This is a genomic window from Microbacterium sp. 22179 (assembly GCF_052045715.1).
Taxonomy (GTDB): domain Bacteria; phylum Actinomycetota; class Actinomycetes; order Actinomycetales; family Microbacteriaceae; genus Microbacterium; species Microbacterium galbinum.
The window spans coordinates 322,999-346,945 of the sequence record NZ_JBQEPJ010000003.1; the positions used below are offsets into that span (position 1 = coordinate 322,999).

A 23,947-nucleotide genomic window follows, 5' to 3' on the forward strand; every position below is an offset into this window, starting at 1 on the left:
CCCAGTCTGCCCCTTTTGTCGGACGGCTGCGAATGCAGCCGAGCGTGCAAAAAACGCGACGCCCCGGAAGCGGAGTTCCGGGGCGTCGCGAAAGAAATGGTCAGCGCGAGATCGCCCGGGCGATCACCCAGACGGCGCTGCCGACGACGGCCGCCGCACCCACGGCGATCGCGATCGCGCCCGCGGGGTTGCGCTCGGAGAACAGTCGCAGACGCACGGCCGCGCGCTTCGAGGCCTTGTCGAGACGACGCGGCACGTTGCCCTTGATCTCGATCGCGGCGAGAGCCGCCTTGAGCTCTGCCCGCGCCGAGGCGACGGGGTCGACGATGCCGCCGGGGACGGCGGTGATCGGCAGGTCAGAATTCGTCATTGTCGCCGGCCTCCTTCACGATGCGAACGTCTGTGGCGACGGCCTGCGCGGGGTTCTCCCGGCGCAGCACCTTGCGGAACTTGAGAAGGCCGAGCAGTGCGAAGAACAGCACGGCCAGGATCAGGATGCCGAACACCGCCAGTGCCGAGAGCCACACGGGCCACCACGAGGCGATGCCCGCGATGGCGAAGACCAGCAGCACCGGGATCGCCCAGAACAGGAAGAACAGGGCGACGACGAACCACACGGCGCCGAAGCCCGCGTCCTTCGCGGTGCGCGAGACCCACGCCTTGGCGGCGTTGATCTCGGCCTTGACGAGGTTCGAGACGAGTTCGGGGAGGTCGCCGATCAGCGACAGGAAGCTGTCATCGGCGCGGTCGCGATAGCCGCGGGGCATGGTCAGTTCCCGGTCTTCTTCGCGGCGGGCTTGCGCGTCGCCGGCTTCTTGGCGGCGGGCTTGCGAGCGGCACCGGTCGAGGCCGACGAGTTCGCGGAGGACGTCTTCGACGAAGAGGCCTTCGACGTCGACGACTTCTTGGCCTCCTCGACGCGGTCCTTCACCTCTTCGGCGGCATCCTCGAGGTCTTCGGCGACGTCCTTGCCGGCGGCGATCACCGAGTCGAGCTTCTGCCCGGGCGTGCCGTCGCTGCCGACCGACTTGACGACCTTGACGGCGCCGTTCCAGAGGGCGCCCGGAACCGCGGCGGCCTTCTGTCCCACGAAGTCCTTGACCTGCTCCACGCGCTCCTGCACGGGGTCGAGATGCCAGACCTTGAGCCACTGCGTCTTGATCTGCTCGTAGCGCTCGCGTCCGGCGCGCGTTCCGAGGACGTATCCCACGCCGATTCCGACGACGAGTCCGATCTTCCCCTTCATGGGGTCTCCTCACGTTGTTCCGGTCGAGCCGCAGGCGTTCGATCCCCGTCGGCCAGGTACCCAGCGTAGCCCCATATGCCGATTTCGGCATTGAGAGGGCAGGGGGTTGACAGGCGCGAGGCGCTCACTCCCAGATCAGGGTGCGGCGCAGGCGGTCCGTTTCCTCGGTCGCATCGGGGATCACCTGCGCGAGACCCGTGCCCGCGAGCCAGGCGCCGACCGCCGCGAGGCCAGGAACGGCCTGCACGGCGGAGCGTGCGGCCGCACGACGTTCCGCCGATCCGATCACCGATGCTGGCTGCGCCTGCACGTAGCGCGAACGGTGCGCGGCCACCAGCGCGGACGGTGCCAGATCGACGCCCAGAAGAGCGGATGCCTCGCGCAGCGCGAGGTCCGACGCAGCCCCGTCGTCGAGCCCTGCGGTGGCCGCCGGCTCGCCCTGCGCACCGAACGACACCCGCACGACGTGACGACCACCGGCCGCCCGGCGCACCCACTCCCACTTCGCGGTGGAGTGCGTGAGCGCCTTGGCGACATGGCTGCCGGGCACCGTCAGCACGCCCGTACCGCGCGGCGCCGGGTCGAGCGCGGGAGCGTCGAGGAGCAGGGTGACGATCTCGATCTCGGGCGCCGGTACGTCGTCGGTCGGCACGAGTGCGGGCACGGCGTCGGCGAGCAGCGCACGCGCGGTGCGCTCGTCGACGGCGACGACGACGGCATCCGCCTGCCACTCCTCCGCGACCGCGACGACCTCGTCATCGGAGTCCGCGGCGTCTTCGAGCGCGATGTCGGATGCCGGGTCGACGGGCGCATCGGCGACGACGGTCCAGCCGTCTCCGTCGCGGGCGATCGCGCGGACGGGCGATGCCGTGCGCACCTCCACACGGAAGTTCTCGAGGTCGGCGAGCAGCGCATCGACGAGGACGGTCATCCCACCGTCGAGTCCCTCGACCGCGGCACCCGGCTTCTTCGCGGCGGTGCGGGCCGCCCCCTCGTCGCGCAGCGCGGCCACTGCACCCGACAACGATCCGGTGCGCGTGAGCGCGGCGTTGAGGCCCGGCGCGGCGATCTCGACATCGATATCGGAGGGTGAAGCGGAGTACACCCCCGTGGTCACGGGAGCGACGAGGCGGTCGCGCACCTTGTCGCCCATGCGCGTCGAGACGAGCTTGCCGAGGCTGTGCTCGTGGCCGATGGTCAGGGGCGGACGTACCCGATCGAGGTACGCCCTCCAGGCACCCGACCAGCCGATGATGCGGCGCACGTCGTCCTGGAACGGGTTGGCGGGGATGCCGAGCAGCCCGCCGACGGGGAGCGGTGCGGCGCCGATACCCGGGACCCCGGCGAGCCAGGCTCCTCCGGGAGCGGGTGCGACGACGCGGTCGTCGATGCCGAGTTCGGCGAGGAGCGCACGCACGTGTCCGCCGCGGGTCGCGAAGCTCTCGGCCCCCGCATCGAGGGCCACCCCGTCGAGCTCGGCCCGACGGATCGCGCCGCCCACGGCATCCGACGCCTCGAGCACCGTCACGCGCATGCCGACCTTGGCGCACTCACGGGCGGCGATGAGACCGCCGATCCCACCGCCGATCACGACGACGTGCTTCTCGGCGGCGCGGGCGGCGAGTTCGGAGGGCTCGGTCATGCCTTCCATCCTCGCATCGCCCCGCTCAGCGCTCACCGGGGATAACCCGGTGAGGGGTCACAACACGCCGCACGCGAGACCGCCGGCGCGGCGTGTCATGACCCCTCACGGCATCCGTCAGTCGCGCTGCGCGTGCACCAGCTCGACGATGCGCGTGAGCTGATCGGGGTCGGTCTCGGGCGGCACGCCGTGGCCGAGGTTGACGATGTGCGCCCGAGCGGCGCGGCCCCGCCGCAACACGTCGAGCACGTGCGCCTCGAGCACCGGCCAGGGAGCCGACAGCAGCGCGGGATCGATGTTCCCCTGCACCGTCGTGTCGGGGCCGAGGATCGCGGCCGCCTCGTCGAGCGGCTGCCGCCAGTCGACGCCCACGCCGTCGGCCGCACCGTCGAGACGCATGTCGGCGAGGAAGGGTCCGGTGCCGACGCCGAAGTGGATGGTCGGCAGCCCGATGCCCTCGAGCGCGGTCTTCGAGTGCGGGCGCACGAAGGTGCGGTAGTCGGCGGGGCTCAGACCGCCCGCCCACGAGTCGAAGAGCTGCACGACGGATGCCCCGGCGTCGCGCTGCGCCGAGAGGAAGACCCGCGACACCTGCGCCAGCCATCCGGCGAGGCGGTTCCACGAGTCGGGGTCGGCGTGCATCATGGCCCGTGCGCGCAGGTGCTCCTTCGACGGGCCGCCTTCGACGAGGTAGGCCGCGAGGGTGAAGGGCGCTCCGGCGAAGCCGATCAACGGGGTGTCGCCGAGTTCGGCGACGGTGAGGCGCACGGCCTCGGAGATCGCGGTGGCGTCGAGCGAGGCGGGATCGATCGCCGTGATGCGGTCGACATCGGATGCCGTGCGCACCGGGTTCGCGAACACCGGACCGCGGCCCGGCTCGATCTCGACCTCGACTCCGGCCAGGCGCAGCGGGATGACGATGTCGCTGAAGAAGACGGCCGCGTCGACGCCGTGGCGGCGCACCGGCTGCAGCGTGATCTCGGCGGCGAGGTCGGGGGTGAGGCAGGCGTCGAGCATCCGCGTGCCCACACGCAGCTCGCGGTACTCGGGCAGCGACCTGCCGGCCTGGCGCATGAACCACACGGGGGTCTGAGCGGGGCGTTCGCCCGCGAGGGCGCGCAGGAGCGGAGCGTCGGAGAGGGCCATGCCTCCATCCTCGCATCCGCCCCCGATGCGGATGCTGTGGGCCCGGCGACCTCGGCGTCGGGAGCCTCCGGTACAATCGAAGGGTGCTGCTGTGTGTCACGGCGAGTCACAAGACCGCCAGCTTCGATCTGCTCGAACGCCTGAGCCGCACCCCCGACGACGTCGCCCCCACTCTCGTGGGCATGACGCCGTGCGTGCAGGGTGCGGTCGTTCTCGCGACGTGCAATCGCTTCGAGGCGTACGTGGAAATGGACGAACCCGTCACTGCAGCCGGCGCGATCGGCGTCGAAGCCGTGCTCGAAGCGGTCGAGGCCGCGACCGGCGTTCCCGCCGATGAACTCGACGGCGCCTACACCGTGCACTCGGGCCGCCGCGTCGCCGAGCACCTCTTCTCCGTGGCTTCCGGTCTCGAATCCGTCGTCTCCGGCGAGGGCGAGATCGCCGGCCAGGTGCGCCGCGCACTCAAGTCGGCCCGCAAGGAGGGCACGACCTCCCCCGAGCTCGAGCGCCTGTTCCAGCGCGCCAGCCAGGCGCAGCGCAAGGTCAAGAACGTCACGGCCCTCGGCCGCGCCGGCCGGTCGCTGGTGCGCCTCGCCCTCGAGCTCGCTGACTCCCGCATCGCCGACTGGTCGGCCGAGCGCGTGCTGCTCGTCGGCACCGGCGCCTACGCCGCCGTCACGCTCGCCACGCTCCGCGAGCGCGGCGCCGTCGACATCTCCGTCTACTCGCCGTCGGGTCGCGCCGAGATCTTCGCCGCGAAGCACGGCATCCGTCCCGTCGCCGAAGCCGACTACGCGCGCACCGCCGCCCGGTCGAGCCTGCTGATCACGTGCACCACCGCCACCGAGCCGGTGCTCGGGCCGCAGCATCTGCAGGCGCCCGCCGGACTCGCCGCGGCCGCTGCCGCGGGCTGCCCGGTCGCCCCTTCGACAGGCTCAGGGACCCAGCGTGGACAGCTGGTCGTCGACCTCGGCATGCCCCGCAACGTCGACCCGGCCGTCGCCACCCTCGAGGGTGTCGCGCTGCTCGACCTCGAGACCATCCGCCTGCACGCTCCGCTCGAAGAGCTGCAGGCGACGGATGCCGCACGCACCGTCGTTCGCGAGGCCGCGGACACCTTCCACGTCGTGGGCGCCCGCCAGAGCGTGACGCCGTCGGTGATCGCCCTGCGCTCGCACATCTTCTCGCTGCTCGACTCGGAGATCGCCCGCGCCCGCGCGCGCGGCGACGAGGACGGCAAGATCGAGCAGGCACTGCGCCACCTCACCGGCGTGCTGCTGCACGAGCCGACGACCCGGGCGCACGAGCTCGCCGCCGCCGGCCGCGCCGACGACTTCGCCGCGGCCCTCGCGACGCTCTACGGCCTCTCGCCCGAGCAGCCCGCCGTCTCGGCCGTCGACCCGCTCGACGACGCCGCCTCGGCCTGACGCCGGGGGCGAGTGCCCATCGCCCCACAGGAAACCGCCCGATGCGAGAATGAACGCATGGCCCTTCACATCACCGGAGACACCGCCGCCGACGCTCTCCTGACCGACAACCCGCTCGCCCTCCTGGTCGGGATGCTGCTGGATCAGCAGGTGCCGATGGAGACCGCGTTCGCGGGTCCGTTGAAGATCGAGCAGCGCACGGGCGCGACGGATGCCTCGGCGATCGCGAGCATGGACCCCGAGGAGTTCCTCGAGGCGTTCAAGACGACGCCCGCGGTGCACCGCTTCCCGGGGTCGATGGCGACGCGCGTGCAGACGCTGTGCCAGACCATCGTCGACGACTGGGGCGGAGACGCCGCCGCACTCTGGACGCAGGGCGAGCCGAACGGCGCCGAGGTGCTCAAGCGCCTGAAGGCGCTGCCGGGCTTCGGCGAGCAGAAGGCGAAGATCTTCCTGGCGCTGCTGGGCAAGCAGTACGGATTCACCGGCGCCGGTTGGCGCGAGGCGGCGGGCGACTACGGCGTTGACGGCTCGTTCCGCAGCGTCGCCGACATCGTCTCGCCCGAATCCCTGACGAAGGTGCGCGAGCACAAGAAGGCGATGAAGGCCGCCGCGAAGGCCGAGAAGGCCTGAGAGTGAAGCCCACCGGCCGCGACGTCGCGGGCCTGATCGCCCGGTCCTCCCCCGCGAAGCGCCGGAGGGATGCCGAGACGCTGACCGCCCTCATGCAGGAGATCACCGGCCGGGAGCCCGCGACCTGGGGCACGATCATCGGGTTCGGGTCGTGCCACTACCGGTATCCGACCGGCACCGAGGGCGACTCCGGGCTGCTGGCCTTCGCGCCGCGCAAGGCGGCGACGACGATCTACCTGCTCGACGGCGTCGCCGCGCACGAGGAGGCCCTGGCCGCACTCGGCCCCCACACCACGGGCGCCGGATGCCTCTACATCACCGACCTCGAGGAGATCGACCTCGACGTGCTCCGGGGCGTGCTCGAACGCTCGCTCGCCTGGGTCGAGGCGGGTGGCACCCCCGAGATGCAGCTCACCGTCACGGGCTGACGCCGCGGCATCCGCTCGTTCCGGCGCGGCGCGGCGCTCAGCGCAGCACTTCGACCAGCGCCACCCACGACACGACGATCGCCGAGACGATCGCGAGCAGGCATCCGGCGGCGGCGAGGTACAGCCCCGACGGATGCCCCATCCCCACCAGCACGCCGGCGACGAGATACGCGGCCAGGGGCAGGAAACCGATCAGGTACTTGAGCGGCCGCGCGCGGTCGGCCGGGTTCGGGTCGCCCGCGATGAGCTGCGTCACGTTCACCTGGAACACCGACATCAGCAGTGTCGCCACGACGATGAGCACGCCGTACCAGGTGAGATCGAGGCCGGGAACGAGGCCGATTGCCGACACGGCGAGCGCGAGCACGAGCGCCGCGATGCCCGCGAGAAGACGTGCGGTGAGCGTGCGCGACTTCACGATCTCGGCGATGTTGACGCTCGCGGCGACGATCACGAGGCCGGCGAGGGCCGCGGTCGCGCCCGCCATCGCGACGTTGAACTCGCTCCACTCCTCGATCATGCGGTCAGCATAGCCCCGCGCCGAACCACCCCTCTAGAGACGAAACACCCCCCTGCGAACGGTGCGCAGAGGGGTGTGTCGGGCGAAGAGTGGTGGCTCGGCATCCGCCCTGGATCAGGACGAACGGATGCCGCGGCTCACGCGCCCTTCAGGCGCTCGGCCAGGTACTCGTGCAGTTCGTCGATCGAGACGCGCTCCTGCGCCATGGTGTCGCGGTCGCGCACGGTGACGGCGCGGTCGTCGAGCGAGTCGAAGTCGACCGTGACGCAGAACGGGGTGCCGATCTCGTCCTGGCGACGGTAGCGGCGTCCGATCGCGCCGGCGTCGTCGAAGTCGACCGCCCACGAGCTGCGCAGCGTGTCGGCGACCTCGCGCGCGAGCGGCGAGAGGCGCTCGTTGCGCGACAGCGGCAGCACCGCTGCCTTGACCGGCGCGAGGCGCGGGTCGAGCTTGAGCACGGTGCGCACGTCGGTGCCGCCCTTGGCGTTGGGCACCTCCTCTTCGCGGTACGCGTCGACGAGGAACGCCATCATGGCGCGCGTCAGACCGAACGACGGCTCGATCACGAACGGCGTGTAGCGCTCACCGGTCGCCTGGTCGAAGTAGGTCAGGCTCTGGCCCGAGGCCTCGCTGTGGCTCGACAGGTCGTAGTCGGTGCGGTTGGCGACACCCATGAGCTCGCCCCACTCCTTGCCCGCGAACCCGAACTTGTACTCGACGTCGATCGTGCCGGCCGAGTAGTGCGCGCGGTCGTCTTCGGGCACGTCGAACTGGCGCATGTTCTCGGGATCGATGCCGAGGTCGATGAACCAGTTCCAGCAGGCTTCGACCCAGTGCTCGAACCACTCCTGCGCATCCGCCGGCGGCGTGAAGAACTCGATCTCCATCTGCTCGAACTCACGGGTGCGGAAGATGAAGTTACCGGGGGTGATCTCGTTGCGGAACGCCTTGCCGACCTGGCCGATGCCGAACGGCGGCTTCTTGCGGCTGGCGGTGAGCACGTTCGAGAAGTTCACGAAGATGCCCTGCGCGGTCTCGGGGCGCAGGTAGTAGAGGCCCGACTCGTCGTCGACGACGCCGAGGTAGGTCTTCACGAGACCCGAGAACGACTTGGGCTCGGTGTACTGACCCTTGGTGCCGCAGTTCGGGCAGGGGATGTCGGTGAGACCGTTCTCGGCCTTGCGGCCCTTGCGCGCCTCGAAGTCCTCGATGAGGGTGTCGGCACGGAAGCGCTTGTGACAGTGGAGGCACTCGACCAGCGGGTCGGTGAAGGTGGCGACGTGGCCGGATGCCTCCCACACGCGCTTGGGCAGGATGATGCTCGAGTCGAGGCCGACCATGTCGCCGCGACCGCGCACGAACGTCTGCCACCACTGGCGGCGGATGTTCTCCTTGAGCTCCGTGCCGAGGGGGCCGTAGTCCCAGGCCGAGCGCGAACCGCCGTAGATCTCACCCGCTTGGAACACGAACCCGCGGTGGCGGGCGAGGGCGATGACCTTGTCGAGGCGGGACTGTTCGGCCATGGTGGCTCCAATGGTCGGATGCGAGTGGGATGCGGCACGCGGATGCCGCGGCATCCCCATTCTATCTGCGGGTCTGCGCGAGGTCGGAGCCTTCTGCCCCTCGTGCGCACAGGCCTCGAGGACTACCGTCTAACCATGAGTTCGACCGCCCAGACCCGCCCGCCCCGCGACGAGAACACCCGCTTCTTCGGGCAACCGTGGGCGCTCGTGCACGTGTTCGGCGTGGAGATGTGGGAGCGGTTCAGCTTCTACGGCATGCAGGGCATCCTGCTCATCTACCTGTACTACTCCGTGACCGAGGGCGGCCTCGGCATCCCGCAGGCGGTCGCCGGCGGAATCGTCGGCGCGTATGGCGGCTCGGTATACCTGTCGACCATCCTCGGCGCCTGGCTCGCTGATCGTCTCTTCGGCTCGGAGCGCGTGCTCTTCGTCAGCGCGATGGTCATCGTCGCCGGGCACCTCGCCCTCGCCCTGCTGCCGGGGCTGCTCGGCGTCGGGGTCGGCCTGATCCTGGTGGCGCTCGGCTCGGGCGGACTCAAGGCCAACGCGACCTCGGTGGTCGGCACCCTGTACGCCCCGGAGGACGTGCGCCGGGATGCCGGCTTCTCGCTCTTCTACCTCGGCATCAACCTGGGCGCGTTCCTGGGGCCCATCCTCACCGGCATCCTGCAGTCGACCCTCGGGTTCCACTACGGATTCGGGTTGGCGGCGATCGGCATGACGCTGGGTCTCGTGCAGTACGCCTTCGGCCGCCGCGCCCTGCCCGACGAGGCGCGGCGCGTGCCGAACCCGCTGCCCGCGGCGCGCTATCCGATGGTCGCCGTCGTCGGCCTCACCGCCGTCGCCGTCATCGTCGTGCTGGTGCTGCTCGGCGTCATCCGCGCCGACAACCTCGCGCCGATCGTGATCGGTGTGACCGTCGCCGCCGCGATCGCGTACTTCGCGGTGATCCTCTCGAGCCGCCGCATCGACGCCACCGAGCGCTCGCGCGTGTGGGGCTTCCTGCCGTTGTTCGTCACGAGCGTCGCCTTCTGGTCGCTCTACCAGCAGCAGTTCACGGTGCTCACGGTCTACTCCGACGAGCGTCTGAACCGCGACCTCTTCGGCTGGGAGATGCCGGTCTCGTGGGTGCAGTCCATCAACCCCGTCTTCATCATCATCCTGTCGGGCGTCTTCGCCGCGATCTGGACCCGCCTCGGCAAGCGCCAGCCGTCGACGCCGGCGAAGTTCGGCCTCAGCGCGATCATCATGGGCGTCGCTTTCCTGCTTTTCCTCCCGTTCGCGGGCGGCGGGCCGAACTCCACGCCGCTGCTGGCCATCGTCGGCATCCTCTTCGTGTTCACCGTCGCGGAGCTGCTGCTGTCGCCCGTCGGTCTGTCGGTGACGACGAAACTCGCCCCGAAGGTCTTCCACACGCAGATGGTGGCGCTGTTCTTCCTCTCTGTCGCGCTCGGCACGGCGATCTCGGGCTGGCTCGTCGGGTTCTACAACCCCGACGACGAGGTTCCGTACTTCTCGATCCTGGGCGGCATCGCGATCCTCGTCGGCATCGGACTGCTGCTGTCGATCAAGCCGGTGCTGAAGCTCATGAAGGACGTGCGCTGACGCGCGGGCTTCCGGATGCCGGTCGCAGACGCCGTTCCGGATGTCGGATGCCGGTGACAGACTCGCCCGCATGGAACAACGCGTCAGCTTCATCACTCTCGCCGTGTCCGACCTCGCGCGCACCCGCGCCTTCTACGTCGACGGGCTCGGGTGGGAACCGATGTTCTCGGGCGACGATGTGCTGATGCTCCCGATCGGCGAGCGGCTCATGCTGTCGCTGTGGTCGATCGAGGGCTTCACCGCCGAGATCGGCGAGGCCCCCGCATCCGGCGTCGCCCCGATCACGCTCTCGCACAACCTCGCCACCCCGGCCGAGGTCGATGCGGTGCTCGCCGAGGTCGCGCTGCTGGGTGCGCCGGTGAGCGCGGGACGCGAGCGCGAGTGGGGCGGGTACTCCGGGTATTTCTCCGACCCCGACGGCTTCCGCTGGGAGGTCGCGGTCAATCCGGGCGAGACGGGTGATTTCGTGCTGCCGCCGCGATGAGCGGCTCCCGACGACCCTCGCCCCTCTCGGACGCCGATAGCCTGAGTCGGTGGGAGCGAACGACGACAAGGCCAGACGACGACTCTCACGGAACACCCCGCGGTGGGCGATCGTCGCAGTGCTCGCGTTCGCGGGCCTGTGCTCGTCGTTCATGTTCACCCTCGTGGTGCCGCTGCAGGCCGAGCTTCCGGCGCTGCTGAACTCGTCACGTGAAGACACCACCTGGGTCGTCACGATCACGCTGCTCGTCGCCGCCGTCGCGACGCCGATCTCGGGCCGCCTCGGCGACATGTACGGCAAGCGCCGCGTGGCGATCGTTCTGCTCGCCCTGCTGATCGTCGGGTCGCTGATCGCCGCCCTGTCGGGCTCGATCATCGGCGTGATCATCGGGCGCGGACTGCAGGGTGCGGTCACGGGCGTGGTGCCGCTGGGCATCGCGATCATGCGCGACGTGCTGCCTCCCGAGCGCCTCGGCACCGCGGTCGCCCTCATGAGCGCGACGATGGGCGTGGGCGGCGCGCTCGGCATGCCGATCGCCGCGTACCTCGCGGTGAACGCCGACTGGCACGCCCTGTTCTGGCTCGCCGCCGCCCTCGGCGCGGTGGGGCTGCTGCTCATCTTCTTCGTCGTCCCCGAAGACGTGCTCCGCTCCCCCGGGCGTCTCGACGTGCTCGGCGCGATCGGACTCGCGATCGGCCTGACCGGCATCCTGCTCTTCGTGTCGCGCGGCGCGGAGTGGGGCTGGACGTCGCTGCCGACCCTCGCCTGCATCATCGGCGGAGTCGTCGTGCTGCTGGTCTGGGGCTGGTATCAGCTGCGCACGACCGATCCCCTGCTCGACCTGCGCGTCGCCGCACGCCCCGCCGTGCTCTTCACGAACATCGCCGCGATCGGCATGGGCTTCGCGCTCTTCGCCTCGAACGTGACCTTCCCGCAGATGCTCGAGATGCCCGCCGGCACCGGCGCCGGCTTCGGCCTCGACATGATCTCGGCATCGCTCGTGGTCATGCCGGCCGGTCTCGTGATGATGGTGATCTCGCCGCTGTCGGGTTGGCTCGAGCGCACCGTCGGTCCCCGCCCGCTCTTCACGGTGGGCGCCGCGGCGATCGTGCTCGCCTACGTCTTCGTATTGCTGCTGTCGAGCGAGGTGTGGCACATCCTCGTCGGCAACCTGCTCATCGGCGTCGGCATCGGATTCACCTTCGCAGCGATGCCGATGATCATCATGCGCTCGGTTCCGGCGAACGAGACCGGCGCCTCCAACGGCCTCAACGCGCTCTTCCGCTCGGTGGGCACGTCGAGCGCCTCGGCCGTCATGGGCGGGGTGCTCGCGGCGATGAGCATCGACATCGACGGCGTCGCGGTGCCGACGCACGATGCGTTCCAGGTGTGCTTCTGGTTGGCGATCGCGGCCGGCATCGTGGCCCTCGTGCTGTCGCTCTTCATCCCGAAGCAGCGCGCCGCCGAACAGCATCCGTCGCTGCCCTGAGCGGGCTTCTGTCCGGGGGAGCCGGTCAGAGGGTGCGCGGATCGGGGTCGTCGGGGCGGGGCGGACGCAGGCGGCTCGGGATCGGCCACGGCAGCTCGAACCGCTCGGTCGGCGGACGGGTGACGTCGCCGAAGTCGTCGACCTTCACCACGATGCGTCCCGGCACGCCGTCTCGATCGGGGGTCACTTCGACGATGCGCACCCGCAGCGGGCGCTCGGCTTCGCCGTCGAGCATCCACGGATCGGCGAGCCAGGCGATGCCCCGCTCTTCGAGGGCGGCCTCGGCGTCGAGCCAGTCGGTGGGAGCGGACGCCGGGCGCCCGAGCACATCGACGGCCAGCCAGTCGTCGCCCGCCGGGTGGATCCAGCCGAGCAGCTCGCCGTCGTCACGGCGGTGCGGGGTCCAGTCGGGTCGGGTCATCCGACGAGCCTAGCGAGGGGCCCTTCTCGGGGTCAGTGCGTGTACTCCATGAGTTCGACTCCGAGCACGCGGAACGCGTCGTGGGCGCGCAGCCGGTGGGTGATCGAGAGGTCGTCGAAGCAGACGATGAGCGAGTAGGCCACCCCTGCGCGCGGGCCGGCGAGCACTCCCGCCTCGGCGCGCACGCCGCGGTCGCGTCCGGTCTTGTTGATGAAGAGGAGGCCGTGCGCGTCGTGGTCGTGAGCGAACGGATCGAGACCGGTGGATGCCGCGACCAGGCTCAGATCCTGGTTGAGGCTGAGCCACTCCGACACGCGGGCGCTGACCGCTGCGTCGACGACGGCGGAGTTGACGAGAGCCGAGAAGAGACCCGCGAGCTCGCGGGTGGAGCCGACGGCCACCTGGGGGGCATCATCGGGGCCGCGCTTGTCGCGGAACCGGTCGAGCACGGCCGTGCGTCGCAGCCCGAGCGCTTCGATGCGTCCGCGCACCCGGTCGTGGCCGACCTTGCGGAGCAGGGCGTTGACGGCGATCGGGTCTCCCGCGGTGGCAGCGAGCACGGCGAGATCTTCGAGCGGCAGCGCCGGGGCGTGCAGGTGCCGCCACAGCCCGGAGGTCGAGACCTCGTCGACGCTCGATCGGTCGATGATCTCGAGCGGGTCGAGGGCGCCGCTCTCGAAGCCCGCCGCGACCTCGATCAGGAGCGGCACGACACCGAGTCCGGCCACCGGCATGGTGACGTGGTCGTCGCCCGCGAGCACGTGCACGTGGCTGTCGAGATCGACGACGTGCACCGAGACCTGGGCTCCGGAATCGACCAGATTCTCGAGTGCGCCGAGCGTCGCGGTGAAGGAGCGTCGGCCAACGGCTGCGCGCCGGGGACTGCGCCTGCTGGGGCGCTGCGAGCGACGCAGCACCGCGTTCGAGCCGTCGACAGGCTCGGGAATCGAGGGTTGGGGGGAGCCCACGCGTGATCCTTACCGGGGGATGGATGGCGGGATGCCGAGGGGCTCGTCCCCCGCGGCAGGGCTATCGTAACCCCGCCGCGTGGGACGTCCTCACAGACTCCGGTGATTGGTCACCAGATCGTCACGCGTGCGTCTTCTGCGAGCCACAGAGCGTCGCCGGAGGTCACGTCGAACGCCTCGTAGAACGCGTCGATGTTGCGCACGATCTGGTTGCAACGGAACTCGTTGGGCGAGTGCGGGTCGATCGTGAGCAGACGCAGCGTCTCGGCATCGCGGCTCTTCTGCTGCCACACCTGCGCCCACGAGAGCAGCAGGCGCTGCACACCCGTGAGCCCGTCGATCACGGGTGCCTCGGCCCCGTTCAGCGAGAGCTCGTAGGCCTTCAGCGCGATGCCGAGACCGCCGAGGTCGCCGATGTTCTCACCGATCGTGAGAGCGCCGTTGACGTGGTGCTCGGCATCGAGCCCCTCGGGCACCAGTGCGTCGTACTGCGCGATGAGGGCCTTGGTGCGCTCCTCGAACGCCGAGCGGTCGGCATCCGTCCACCAGTCCTCGAGGCGACCGTCGCCGTCGTAGCGGCTGCCCTGGTCATCGAAGCCGTGCCCGATCTCGTGACCGATCACGGCGCCGATCCCGCCGTAGTTGGCGGCCGCGTCGCGGGACGCGTCGAAGAAGGGGTACTGCAGGATCGCGGCCGGGAACACGATCTCGTTCATCGACGGGTTGTAGTAGGCGTTGACCATCTGCGGCGGCATGTGCCACTCGGTGCGGTCGATGGGCTTGCCGACCTTGTCGATGTTGCGGTCGTGCTCGAAGGTCGAGGCCCGGCGCACGTTGCCGAAGAGGTCGTCGCGGTCGATCTCGAGGGTCGAGTAGTCGCGCCACACCTCGGGGTGCCCGATCTTCGGGGTGAAGGAGTCGAGCTTCGCGAGCGCACGCTCGCGCGTCTCGGCCGTCATCCACTCGAGCTCGGTGATGCTCTGCCGGTAAGCCTCGATGAGGTTCGCGACCAGCTCGTCCATCGCGGCCTTGGCCGTCGCCGGGTAGTGCCGCTCGACGTAGACCTTACCGATCGCCTCGCCGAGAGCACCCTCGGTGAGCGAGACGCCGCGCTTCCACCGCTCGCGGAGGGTGGGCACGCCGGTGAGCTGGGTGCCGTAGAAGGAGAAGTTCTCCTCGACCAGGTCGTCGGTGAGGTACGCCGCGGCGGCGTGCACGACCTTGGCGCGCAGCCACGCCTTCCAGTCGTCGAGGCGCTCGGCGACGAGCAGCGAGCCGAGGCCCTCGAAGAAGCTCGGCTGCGAGACGACGACCTCGTCGAAGGCACTCGGGTTCGACGGGGTGACCGCCTCGCGCCACGGCGTCAGATCGACCCCGGCGAGCTCCTGCAGCTCACTCCAGGTCTTGAGGTTGTAGGTGGCGACCGCGTCGCGGCTGCGCACGTTGTCCCAGTGGTGGCCGGCGAGCTCGGTCTCGAGCGCGATCGCACGATCGGCGTTCGCCGCGGCATCCGTGATTCCCGCCAGCGCCAGAAGGCGCTCGAGGTGCGCGCGATACGCCGCACGCGTCTCGGCGAAGGTGTCGAGACGGAAGTAGCTCTCGTCGGGGAGCGACAGCCCGGCCTGCACCAGCACCGGCACGTAGCGCTCGGGGTTGCCGGGATCGCCGTCGACGTAGAGCCCGATCACGGCGGCGCGGCCGTCGCGGTCGTAGGCGCCGACGGTGCGCAGGAAGGAGGGGACATCGTCGATCGCGTCGATCTCGGCCAGGGTCTCGGCGAGGGGCGCAGTGCCGGCGGCGGCGATGCGCTCGGTGTCCATGAAGCTCGCGAAGAGGTCGCCGATCTTGCGCGCGAGGGTGCCGGGCTCGGCATCCTGCGACTCCTCGATGATGGCTCGAACGTCTTTCTCCGCCTGCTCGGCCAGCAGGTGGAACGATCCCCAGCGAGCCTTGTCGCCGGGGATCTCGGTGCGGTCGAGCCACGCGCCGTTGACGTGGCGATAGAGGTCGTCCTGCGGGCGGATGTCGGAGCTGAACTCGTCGAGGGCAAGGCCCGAAGGAAGCGCATCAGTCATACGCTCCACCCTAGGACGCACCCCCGACATCGTGTCCAGGGCAGGTGCGATTCCGTCACACCGCGTCAGCGTCTGCGCAGTCCGAATCGCCGTCGCCTCGGGGTCTCGGAGGCGTTCGCCGCGGCCGCCGACCGCTCGGCACGGCGTCGCGCCCACGCCTCGACCTCGGCATCCACGTCGCGTGGCTCGGTGACGACGGGCGGTCCGCCCTGGAGCTGCCGACGCGCCTCGCGCACGCGACGGTTGAAGTCATCGAGCACGGAGCGCACGTCGGCTTCGCGCCCGAGCAGATCGAGCTCGGCATCCAATCCCCGATCCTCCGTGCGCAGCAGCAGCGCGGGCGGTCCGAGACCGGTGAGGTTCTCGGTCTCGATCTTCCGGCGGATCCACCAATCGGGATCGTGATGGTCGCCGAGCCCTTCGAGCGGCTTGCCGGCGCCCGGCAGATCGTCGAAGTCGCCGCGTCGGATGGCGACCTGGATCGCCGTCTCGATGAAGGCGGCGCGATCGACGGCCGCGGCGATGCCCGGCGCCGCGCCCTCGTCGTCGTCGATCTCGTGACCGTGGCGACGCGCCTGCTGCCGCGCCCGATAGCGTGCGGCCTCCTCGCGGGGATCCGTCATGACGCTCCGATCTGCTGCATCCGATCTCTTCCAGCCTACGACCGGCACCCGCCCGGGTCGCGGGATCGTCACGACCGCACGTTCGGGAGGAGATCTCCCGCACGCAGGATGCTTCGGCGATTACGATCCTCCGTTCCGTGAGTTCTCCTCCGTCACACGCGCGGATCGCCCCCGACCGGGCGTCACCATGTCGGCAGCGGCCAATAGGCTCGGAGGATGACCGCGCGCCGCTCCCTCAACCGAGAGATCCTGCGCCTCGCCGTCCCCGCGCTCGGTGCGCTGATCGCCGAGCCGGCGTTCCTCATCGTCGACGCCGCTCTCATCGGCCACCTCGGCACGACGCCGCTCGCCGGCCTCGGCATCGCCGGCGCCGTGCTGCAGACGATCGTCGGCCTGATGGTGTTCCTCGCCTACTCCACGACGCCCGCCGTCGCCCGCCGTTTCGGGGCCGGACGGCCGGGAGAGGCCGTCAGCGTCGGCATCAACGGCATGTGGCTCGCGCTCGGCCTCGGTGCGGTGCTCGCGGTGGTCGGCGCCGTGTCCTCCCCCTGGCTGGTGTCGCTCTTCGGCGCGAGCGAGGCGGTCTCCGCGCAGGCCAACGACTACCTCGTGATCTCGATGTGGGGCCTGCCGGCCATGCTCATCGTGTTCGCGGCCACGGGCCTGTTGCGCGGCCTCCAGAACACGATGACGCCGCTCTGGATCGCGGGTCTCGGCTTCGGCGCGAACGCGCTGCTCAACGTGCTCTTCATCTACGGGCTCGGGTGGGGCATCGCCGGGTCCGCCGCGGGCACGGTCACGGCCCAGTGGGGCATGGTCGGCGCTTACGTACTGGTCGTGCGGCGCCTCGCCACGAAGCACGACGCCTCGCTGCGGGCGCAGCGCGACGGTCTCACGAGCACCGCGAAGTCGGGCGGATGGCTGTTCCTGCGCACCGTGAGCCTGCGCGTCGCACTGCTCGCCACGGTCGCCGTCGCGACCGCGGTCGGCACCGACGAGCTCGCCGGTTGGCAGATCGTCTTCACGATCTTCTCGGCCGCCGCCTTCGCGCTCGACGCGCTCGCGATCGCCGCACAGGCTCTGATCGGCAAGGAACTCGGTGCCGGTGACGAGCGGCAGGTGCAACGCGTGCTCGGGAGAACGGTCGCGTGGGGTGCCTGGTTCGGGGTGATCGTGGGCGGTGCGATCGCCGCGCTCTCGGGCGTGCTGGGGATCGTCTTCACGGGCGATGCCGAGATCGCCGCCCTCGTGCAGCCCGCGCTGCTCGTGCTCGCGGTCGCGCAGCCGATCGCCGGCGTCGTGTTCGTGCTCGACGGGGTGCTCATGGGCGCGAACGACGCCCGGTACCTGGCGCTCGCGGGAGGGCTCACCCTGGTGCCGTTCCTGCCGACGCTGTGGATCATCTCGGCACTCGGCGTCGATGGATCCGCAGGACTCATCTGGCTGTCCGTCGCCTTCTTCGGCGTCTATCTGCTCGCACGACTCGCCACGCTCGGCTGGCGCGTGCGCTCGGGCCGATGGATGACGGCCGGCGTCTAGTCCTGCACATCCGTGCCGTTCGATGCGCTTTCCACAGCTCGCGTTCCGCGCGAAATCTCACCCCGACCCGGCCTGGAAGTCCGAAGCTCCGCGATCGACAATGGAGGAATGCTGAGCATGAACGACCCGCAGGTCTGGGTGCTGATCGGCGTCCTCGCCGCGGCCATGTTCGGCATGATCACGATCGTGTCGACGCTGTTCATCCACGTGATGAGGACCGAGATCCGGAGCGTCCACAGCCGCATCGACGCACTCGACCGCGACGTCAGCGCCCTGTACCGGCACGTCCTCGGCATCGATCGCGACTGATTTCGACATGACTGCGCGTGACGGTCAACGACGAGATCCGCGTCAGCGCTCGACTGGGGTGATCAGTCCGCGTACCGGCGGCACCACTCGTACATGATCACGGCCGCCGCGGCGCTCGCGTTGATCGAGCGCGTCGACCCGTACTGGGTGATCTCGATGTGGGCGGATGCTGCGGCGAGCGCCTCCGCCGACAACCCCGGACCTTCCTGACCGAAGAGCAGCACGCACCGTTCGGGCAGTTCGGCCTTGTCGACCGGCACCGATCCCTCGACGTTGTCGACGGCGACGATCGGCATCCCCTCGGCTGCCGCCCACGCCGCGAACGTCTCGATGTCTTCGTGGTGCACGACGTGCTGATAGCGGTCGGTGACCATGGCGCCGCGCTTGTTCCACCGGCGGCGTCCGATGATGTGCACGGTGTCGGCGAGGAACGCATTGGCGCTGCGCACGATCGACCCGATGTTCATGTCGTGCTGCCAGTTCTCGATGGCGACGTGGAACGGATGCCGATGCGTGTCGAGTTCGGCGACGATCGCTTCCATCCGCCAGTACCGGTAGCGGTCGATGACGTTGCGGGTGTCGCCGTGCTCGAGGAGTTCGGGGTCGTACTCCTCGCCGGTCGGCCACTCAGAAGACCCTCCGGGCCAGGGGCCGACGCCGTGGGTGGTGCGCTCCGGCGTCTGCTCTTCCATCCCGCCAGGCTATCCGTCGTCCGACCCGAAACAGATTTCGGTGTGCCTAAATATCCGCTAAGGTTTCGGTGTGCCTAAAAATTCTTCGCTGATCGACGCTCCGGCCACCCGCACCGCGCCCCCGCGCAGCTTCTGGTTGCTCGGCCCCGCGCTCGTCGCCGGGGTCGCCTATCTCGACCCCGGCAACGTCGCCAGCAACATGACCGCCGGCGCCCAGTACGGCTACCTGCTCGTCTGGGTCGTGGTCGCCGGCAACGTGATGGCCTGGCTGATCCAGTACCTGTCGGCCAAGCTCGGCGTCGTGACGGGCCAGAGCCTGCCCGAGGTGCTCGGCTCCCGCCTGCGCAACCGCTGGGCACGGCGCTCTTACTGGTTGCAGGCCGAGCTCGTCGCGATGGCGACCGACCTGGCCGAGATCATCGGCGGCGCGGTCGCCCTCAACCTCCTCTTCAACGTGCCGCTGCTGCTCGGCGGGTTCATCACGGGCGCGGTCTCGATGATCCTGCTCACGGTGCAGAACCGTCGGGGCGCACGCCCCTTCGAATTCGTCATCATCGCGCTCATGGCGATCATCACGATCGGCTTCGTCGCGGGTGTCTTCGTCGCACCGCCGGACCCGGCGGGTGTCGTCGGCGGCCTCGTGCCCCGCTTCGAGGGAGCCGGGTCGGTGCTGCTCGCGGCATCCATCCTGGGCGCCACGATCATGCCGCACGCCATCTACGCCCACTCCGCCCTGAGCCGCGACCGGTTCGGCGCCAATCCTCGCCTGGCACCCGCGGATGCCGCGACCGAGGCCGCGCGCACCGAGCCCTCGCGCATCCGCCGTCTGCTCACCGCGACCCGCTGGGACGTCACGATCGCGATGATCATCGCGGGCTCGGTGAACCTCGGCATCCTGCTGCTGGCCGCGGCGAACCTCGCGGGCGTGCCGGGCACCGACTCGCTCGAGGGGGCGCACGCAGCCCTGGCCGCGGGTCTCGGTCCGGTCGTCGCCACGTTCTTCGCCGTCGGCCTGCTCGCCTCCGGTCTCGCCTCGACATCCGTCGGCGCCTACGCCGGAGCGGAGATCATGCACGGCCTGCTGCACGTGCGCATCCCACTGCTCGCGCGCCGACTGATCACGCTGATCCCCGCTCTCGTGATCCTGGGACTCAACGTCGACCCGACGCTCGCGCTGGTGCTCAGCCAGGTGGTGCTGTCATTCGGCATCCCGTTCGCGCTCATCCCCCTGGTGGCGCTCACGGCGCAGAAGCGCACGCTGGGAGTGTGGGCGAACCGCGCCTGGACCACCGTCGCCGGGGTCGTCGCCTCGGTGCTGCTGATCGCGCTGAACGCCGCCCTGCTCTGGCTGGTGCTCACGGGGGCCTGAACCGCAGGCACCCGGGGCGCGGATAGGCTCGATGTCATGTCTGCCGACACCGCCCGCCGCAACGTCCGTCTCCTCAGTTGGATCGGACTCGCGACCGGACTGCTCGGGGGCGTGCTGGTCGCCTTCCCGACCGTCATCGGCCTGGCCAGCCCGTGGGTGCAGCTCGCGCTCGGCATCGCGACGCTGGTGCTGGCGTTCCGCGCCCGCAAGATCGGCATCGCCGAGGTGCCCGATTACGACGGGCGGCTGTCGCTGGCCGGGGCGATCCTCGGATTCCTCGTGATCTTCTTCGCCGGTCAGGCCGCGTTCGGCATCCTGGTCGCCGTCGCCAACTGACCCCGGCCCGGGCCGCAGGGGTGGCCTCACCTAAACTGGTGCGGTGGCATCCCCGGCAGCAGACGACTACCTGAAGACGGTGTACGCGCACACCGAGTGGCAGGACGCCCCGATCACCCCGTCGGTGCTCGCCGGCAAGCTCGGCATCGCCCCCTCGTCGGTCACCGAGATGGTGAAGAAGCTGGCGGCGGCCGGCCTCGTCTCGCACGTGCCCTACGGCGCCGTGCGCCTGACGGATGCCGGAACCCGCCGCGCCCTCGCGATGGTGCGCCGCCACCGGCTGATCGAGACATGGCTGGTGCAGGAGTTCGGCTACGGCTGGCACGAGGTGCACGACGAAGCCGAGGTGCTGGAGCACACCATCAGCGACCGGCTGCTCGAGGGCATCGACGCCCGCCTCGGGCGCCCGCGTTTCGACCCGCACGGCGATGCGATCCCGGACGCCGACGGCCACGTCGAGCGCGTGCCGTTCGTGCTGCTGGCGGATGCTCCGACCGGTCACACCGGCACGGTGCTGCGCGTCGACGACCGCGACCCTGAGCTGCTGCGCGCCCTCGAATCACTCGGCCTCGACGTGTCGTCGACCGTGCGGGTGACGGCATCCGGTGTCGAGATCGACGGCGCCGAAGTGGAGCTGCCCGAGGGTGCGGCCGAGGTGGTCTGGCTCGGGGCGTAGGGCGCGTACGTAGTTTCCACATGCTTTCGTTCAGGGAGCGAAACGACCTTTCGACGCTTGTACGATTCGAGCAAACCGGGGGGTTAGTTCTTTGACACAGGATTTCAGCGTCACGCAGTTCGTGCTGTCGACTCAGCGCACGGAACTCGAGGTGTCGGCGCGAGAGCTCGACAACAAGATGGTGGCAGCACACTCATCGGAGACGGGCGTTCGGGCGCCCCTCGGCCGTACGATTCTTCGCGAGCTATTAGAGGGGGCCGTTGGTGAAACCCGCGCCCTCGTGCAGCTCGGACAAGACGACGTCATGAGCATCGCAGGCCGGATCATGACGCTCGAGACGCAGACGGCCGATCTCGATCTTCGACTCGGTGCAGGCTGGGAGGATCTCCCGCTGTGACCGCGTCACCCAAGGGCTACCCGTTTGAGAGCATCGACTACGACGTGGGCCAGATGAATACCCTTCACGGCCACCTCGAAGACGCGATCGACGAGGTCGAGACCATGCAACTCGTGCTGCGAAACCTGACCGACAACCTCGAAGGTCACGGCCAGGCGCTCGACAGGGTGAAGAGCATGGCGAACGATGTCGCCGCGCAGTTCACTCCCCCAACCGCACGCATCCGACGGATCAAGGGGGTCGTACTCAGGTACGGCCAGGCGGTCGAAGCGCACGGCGGGAAGGCGAATCAACTGATGGCCGACGTCACCGCGGCGCAGACCGCGCTCGATTCCGCGCATACCGAGGTCGTTCTCGCTGAGACCGAGTTGAGTACCTGGACTCGCAGCGACGACTACCGTTCATGGAGCGCGGGCGAAGAGACCGCGACGTCGTCTTCCACTCTGCTCTCGCGCGACGACCGCTTTCGCGAAGCGGTCACGACGGCCCAGGGTACGCGCGATCGCGCTGCCGAGGACCTCGCGGATGCCTGGACGGCGTGGGAGAAGGAATTCGAGGCCTGGGACGATGCGTATGCGCGCGCCGTCGCCTCACTCGCTCGCGTGGATGGCGGGTACGTCAGCACCGCGGATGCTCCCTCGTTGGCTGCGCTCGCGGATGCCCACAGCCCGGAAGAGGTCGCGGCCATCTGGGACTCGATGAGCGAGGCGGAGCGCGCACGCATCGCGGCGTCGTACCCGGAGTTCATCGGGAACCTGGAAGGGATTCCGTACGAGTACCGGATCGCCGCCAACGTCGCGGTGCTCGAAGAGGCAAGCAAGACGTCCTGGGGCGAGCCTCTTGACACGACCATTAATCGACTGATGGCCGAGTACTTGGAGAATGACGGCCTGCCAGTATCACTCAACCTCTGGGACAAGAACCAGCCGACTGCGGCCGTCCTGTACGTGGACGGCTATGTCTTCGATCCTGCGAATCTGACGGACCCGCTCAGCGGCATCGACAATCTGAACATACTGATCGGCGGGATGATGAGCGAGGCTAATCAGATCGCCGACTGGTCGCAGAGCGCACGCGATCTCAACGTCGTCACGAACGGCACATCAGCGACGATCGCCTGGTTCGGGTACGACACCCCGAACTTCGCCACAGTCGCCAGCTCCGAACAGGCGAGAATCGGCGCCGAACAGCTCACCAACGCACTTCGCGGACTGGACTTTGCCGCGCCCAGCGGAGCGACAACAACGGTGGTCGCTCATTCGTATGGGACGACCACCGCTTTCCTCGCCGTCGGGAGCGCGGAAGACAACCTCGGAGTGGACAACATCATCTCGTTGGGATCGGCAGGTCTCACCGACCGGCCGCTCGGTGACGACGAAGGCCAAGGCGTGGACTACGCCGGAACGGAGATCTTTACGACACGCGCGAGCAACGACTGGGTCTCGTTGCTTGGTCGTATGTCCCCCGATCACGGAATCGACCCCGATAGCCTCGACGGCTCCGTCACTTTCTCCAGCGATGGTGGATATCTTCCCGACGGGACCTACCTCGACAAGACCCCGGTCACGGAACGCACTCGGAAGCCAACCTACCGATCGGCTCCGTCGTAAATGACGGCGGGTACCTGCAAGAGGGCAGCGAATCGTTCGCGAACATCGCCAGCATCATCAACTATGGTGAGCCGTTGGAGACAGTCGATGGGTGACCCGAGCGTGCGAAGTACGGCAATCAAGCGGATAGCGAGCCTGACGCTCGCAGTAATCGGAGTGATCACCATGACCGGATGTACGGTGAGCGAACCCGCCCCGAGCGGCCAGGCGCTGTTCGATGAAGCCGAAGCGAACTATCTTCGCTATCGCGGATTCGTGAACGATCTCCAGTCGACACTTTCGACCGATGGATGGACGATCGGACAGATCGGCGTCTACGGCATGCAGCCGGTCGAATGTGACGCGCATCAGTATCGATTCGACCTCAACCGCAGCATCGCCCTCGACGGCACGCAGCGCGAGGAATATGCAGACACGGTCGAATCCTTCTTCACCGACCACGACATGTCCCCGCGACGCAGCGTCCTCGGCGGAGATGACCAAGAGGGCCAACTGATCCAAGTGACCGTACGCGACCAAGGAGACTTCTCGCTTCTCCTCGTCGAAATCCGCAGAGACGGCCAGCTCCGGATCGCCGCAGAAACCACCTGCTGGCCGGGCGACCGCGACGAACTCAGCCGCCTGATCTTCCACGGCGAACGGCTCGGCGAGGGTTACCTCCCGATCGACACCGAATCCCCGTCCGACCCCCTATTCTTCGGCATCACCCCCGGCGACCCTCAATTCGTCCGTGAGCCCTCCCCCGCACCAACGCCGTGAACGCCGGTCGACGGACTCGCGGCGGGCCCC

At 69.3% G+C, this 23,947-nt stretch carries 26 protein-coding genes; 14 read left to right on the top strand and 12 right to left on the bottom strand.

Annotated elements, in window-relative coordinates:
* Positions 1 to 100: 100 nt before the first annotated feature.
* The 5 genes from ACTJKK_RS09220 to hemE all read right to left on the bottom strand — a co-directional run bounded on the left by ACTJKK_RS09220 (position 101) and on the right by hemE (position 4,034).
* On the bottom strand, positions 101 to 370 hold the full coding sequence (locus ACTJKK_RS09220; protein WP_247624410.1) for a hypothetical protein: 270 nt from the start codon (positions 368 to 370) through the stop codon (positions 101 to 103).
* Positions 357 to 767 (bottom strand): phage holin family protein, encoded by a 411-nt coding sequence (locus ACTJKK_RS09225; RefSeq protein WP_247633729.1) that lies wholly within the window; start codon positions 765 to 767, stop codon positions 357 to 359. The genes ACTJKK_RS09220 and ACTJKK_RS09225 overlap by 14 nt, the downstream gene beginning before the upstream one ends.
* 2 nt (positions 768 to 769) lie before the next feature.
* Positions 770 to 1,246 carry a hypothetical protein gene (locus ACTJKK_RS09230; RefSeq protein WP_440747763.1) on the bottom strand — a complete coding sequence of 159 codons (477 nt, stop codon included), beginning with the start codon at positions 1,244 to 1,246 and terminating at the stop codon, positions 770 to 772.
* Positions 1,247 to 1,370: 124 nt separating this feature from the next.
* Positions 1,371 to 2,888, bottom strand: coding sequence for a protoporphyrinogen oxidase (gene hemG / locus ACTJKK_RS09235; RefSeq protein WP_440747764.1), 1,518 nt, complete (start codon positions 2,886 to 2,888; stop codon positions 1,371 to 1,373).
* A gap of 117 nt (positions 2,889 to 3,005) precedes the next feature.
* Positions 3,006 to 4,034 carry a uroporphyrinogen decarboxylase gene (hemE, locus tag ACTJKK_RS09240; RefSeq protein ID WP_440747765.1) on the bottom strand — a complete coding sequence of 343 codons (1,029 nt, stop codon included), beginning with the start codon at positions 4,032 to 4,034 and terminating at the stop codon, positions 3,006 to 3,008.
* A gap of 83 nt (positions 4,035 to 4,117) precedes the next feature.
* On the opposite strand from hemE, the gene ACTJKK_RS09245 reads away from it, so the two are divergent.
* From ACTJKK_RS09245 to ACTJKK_RS09255, 3 genes are read left to right on the top strand one after another with little or no spacing between them, the layout of a single operon-like run.
* Positions 4,118 to 5,461, top strand: coding sequence for a glutamyl-tRNA reductase (locus ACTJKK_RS09245; protein WP_440747766.1), 1,344 nt, complete (start codon positions 4,118 to 4,120; stop codon positions 5,459 to 5,461).
* Between the two features lie 57 nt (positions 5,462 to 5,518).
* Complete coding sequence (locus tag ACTJKK_RS09250) at positions 5,519 to 6,094, top strand: HhH-GPD-type base excision DNA repair protein (protein ID WP_404597245.1); 576 nt, start codon at positions 5,519 to 5,521, stop codon at positions 6,092 to 6,094.
* A 2-nt stretch (positions 6,095 to 6,096) separates the two neighbouring features.
* Complete coding sequence (locus ACTJKK_RS09255) at positions 6,097 to 6,522, top strand: DUF1801 domain-containing protein (RefSeq protein WP_440747767.1); 426 nt, start codon at positions 6,097 to 6,099, stop codon at positions 6,520 to 6,522.
* A 37-nt stretch (positions 6,523 to 6,559) separates the two neighbouring features.
* Here the strand turns inward: ACTJKK_RS09255 and ACTJKK_RS09260 are convergent, their stop codons facing one another.
* Both ACTJKK_RS09260 and ACTJKK_RS09265 read right to left on the bottom strand, forming a co-directional pair.
* Positions 6,560 to 7,042 carry a hypothetical protein gene (locus tag ACTJKK_RS09260; RefSeq protein WP_440747768.1) on the bottom strand — a complete coding sequence of 161 codons (483 nt, stop codon included), beginning with the start codon at positions 7,040 to 7,042 and terminating at the stop codon, positions 6,560 to 6,562.
* Positions 7,043 to 7,179: 137 nt separating this feature from the next.
* Positions 7,180 to 8,565 carry a glycine--tRNA ligase gene (locus ACTJKK_RS09265; RefSeq protein ID WP_247624398.1) on the bottom strand — a complete coding sequence of 462 codons (1,386 nt, stop codon included), beginning with the start codon at positions 8,563 to 8,565 and terminating at the stop codon, positions 7,180 to 7,182.
* Between the two features lie 135 nt (positions 8,566 to 8,700).
* Here ACTJKK_RS09265 and ACTJKK_RS09270 point away from each other — a divergent pair, with 135 nt between their 5' ends.
* From ACTJKK_RS09270 to ACTJKK_RS09280, 3 genes are all read left to right on the top strand, one after another.
* Positions 8,701 to 10,170, top strand: a complete 1,470-nt coding sequence (locus tag ACTJKK_RS09270; protein ID WP_440747769.1) for a peptide MFS transporter — start codon at positions 8,701 to 8,703, stop codon at positions 10,168 to 10,170.
* Positions 10,171 to 10,240: 70 nt separating this feature from the next.
* Positions 10,241 to 10,654 (top strand): VOC family protein, encoded by a 414-nt coding sequence (locus ACTJKK_RS09275; protein ID WP_440747770.1) that lies wholly within the window; start codon positions 10,241 to 10,243, stop codon positions 10,652 to 10,654.
* A gap of 49 nt (positions 10,655 to 10,703) precedes the next feature.
* Positions 10,704 to 12,143, top strand: a complete 1,440-nt coding sequence (locus tag ACTJKK_RS09280) for an MFS transporter (protein ID WP_440747771.1) — start codon at positions 10,704 to 10,706, stop codon at positions 12,141 to 12,143.
* Between the two features lie 25 nt (positions 12,144 to 12,168).
* On the opposite strand, the gene ACTJKK_RS09285 is transcribed toward ACTJKK_RS09280, so the two are convergent.
* From ACTJKK_RS09285 to ACTJKK_RS09300, 4 genes are all read right to left on the bottom strand, one after another.
* The gene (locus tag ACTJKK_RS09285; protein WP_440747772.1) at positions 12,169 to 12,564 is read right to left on the bottom strand and encodes a hypothetical protein; all 396 of its coding nucleotides are present in this window, start codon (positions 12,562 to 12,564) and stop codon (positions 12,169 to 12,171) included.
* 32 nt (positions 12,565 to 12,596) lie between these two features.
* Complete coding sequence (locus ACTJKK_RS09290) at positions 12,597 to 13,532, bottom strand: serine hydrolase (RefSeq protein WP_440747773.1); 936 nt, start codon at positions 13,530 to 13,532, stop codon at positions 12,597 to 12,599.
* 110 nt (positions 13,533 to 13,642) lie between these two features.
* Positions 13,643 to 15,607, bottom strand: coding sequence for a M13 family metallopeptidase (locus tag ACTJKK_RS09295; RefSeq protein ID WP_440747774.1), 1,965 nt, complete (start codon positions 15,605 to 15,607; stop codon positions 13,643 to 13,645).
* A 65-nt stretch (positions 15,608 to 15,672) separates the two neighbouring features.
* On the bottom strand, positions 15,673 to 16,230 hold the full coding sequence (locus ACTJKK_RS09300) for a DUF1992 domain-containing protein (RefSeq protein WP_440747775.1): 558 nt from the start codon (positions 16,228 to 16,230) through the stop codon (positions 15,673 to 15,675).
* Between the two features lie 216 nt (positions 16,231 to 16,446).
* Between ACTJKK_RS09300 and ACTJKK_RS09305 the strand changes: the two genes are divergently transcribed.
* On the top strand, positions 16,447 to 17,769 hold the full coding sequence (locus tag ACTJKK_RS09305) for an MATE family efflux transporter (RefSeq protein WP_440747776.1): 1,323 nt from the start codon (positions 16,447 to 16,449) through the stop codon (positions 17,767 to 17,769).
* Between the two features lie 117 nt (positions 17,770 to 17,886).
* Entirely contained in the window at positions 17,887 to 18,078 is a 192-nt protein-coding gene (locus tag ACTJKK_RS09310) for a hypothetical protein (RefSeq protein WP_440747777.1), read from the top strand.
* Positions 18,079 to 18,140: 62 nt separating this feature from the next.
* Here the strand turns inward: ACTJKK_RS09310 and ACTJKK_RS09315 are convergent, their stop codons facing one another.
* Positions 18,141 to 18,770 (bottom strand): TrmH family RNA methyltransferase, encoded by a 630-nt coding sequence (locus ACTJKK_RS09315; protein WP_440747778.1) that lies wholly within the window; start codon positions 18,768 to 18,770, stop codon positions 18,141 to 18,143.
* A 70-nt stretch (positions 18,771 to 18,840) separates the two neighbouring features.
* Between ACTJKK_RS09315 and ACTJKK_RS09320 the strand changes: the two genes are divergently transcribed.
* The 6 genes from ACTJKK_RS09320 (at position 18,841) to ACTJKK_RS09345 (ending at position 23,917) form a co-directional block, all read left to right on the top strand.
* On the top strand, positions 18,841 to 20,139 hold the full coding sequence (locus ACTJKK_RS09320) for an Nramp family divalent metal transporter (protein WP_440747779.1): 1,299 nt from the start codon (positions 18,841 to 18,843) through the stop codon (positions 20,137 to 20,139).
* A 36-nt stretch (positions 20,140 to 20,175) separates the two neighbouring features.
* A complete protein-coding gene (locus ACTJKK_RS09325; RefSeq protein WP_247624386.1) occupies positions 20,176 to 20,475 on the top strand; it encodes a hypothetical protein in 300 nt (99 codons plus the stop codon).
* 43 nt (positions 20,476 to 20,518) lie between these two features.
* Positions 20,519 to 21,151 carry a metal-dependent transcriptional regulator gene (locus tag ACTJKK_RS09330; protein WP_404597234.1) on the top strand — a complete coding sequence of 211 codons (633 nt, stop codon included), beginning with the start codon at positions 20,519 to 20,521 and terminating at the stop codon, positions 21,149 to 21,151.
* A gap of 91 nt (positions 21,152 to 21,242) precedes the next feature.
* The gene (locus ACTJKK_RS09335; protein WP_440747780.1) at positions 21,243 to 21,548 is read left to right on the top strand and encodes a hypothetical protein; all 306 of its coding nucleotides are present in this window, start codon (positions 21,243 to 21,245) and stop codon (positions 21,546 to 21,548) included.
* On the top strand, positions 21,545 to 23,158 hold the full coding sequence (locus ACTJKK_RS09340; RefSeq protein WP_440747781.1) for an alpha/beta hydrolase: 1,614 nt from the start codon (positions 21,545 to 21,547) through the stop codon (positions 23,156 to 23,158). The genes ACTJKK_RS09335 and ACTJKK_RS09340 overlap by 4 nt, the downstream gene beginning before the upstream one ends.
* A gap of 87 nt (positions 23,159 to 23,245) precedes the next feature.
* Complete coding sequence (locus ACTJKK_RS09345; RefSeq protein WP_440747782.1) at positions 23,246 to 23,917, top strand: hypothetical protein; 672 nt, start codon at positions 23,246 to 23,248, stop codon at positions 23,915 to 23,917.
* The last annotated feature ends 30 nt before the right edge of the window (positions 23,918 to 23,947 follow it).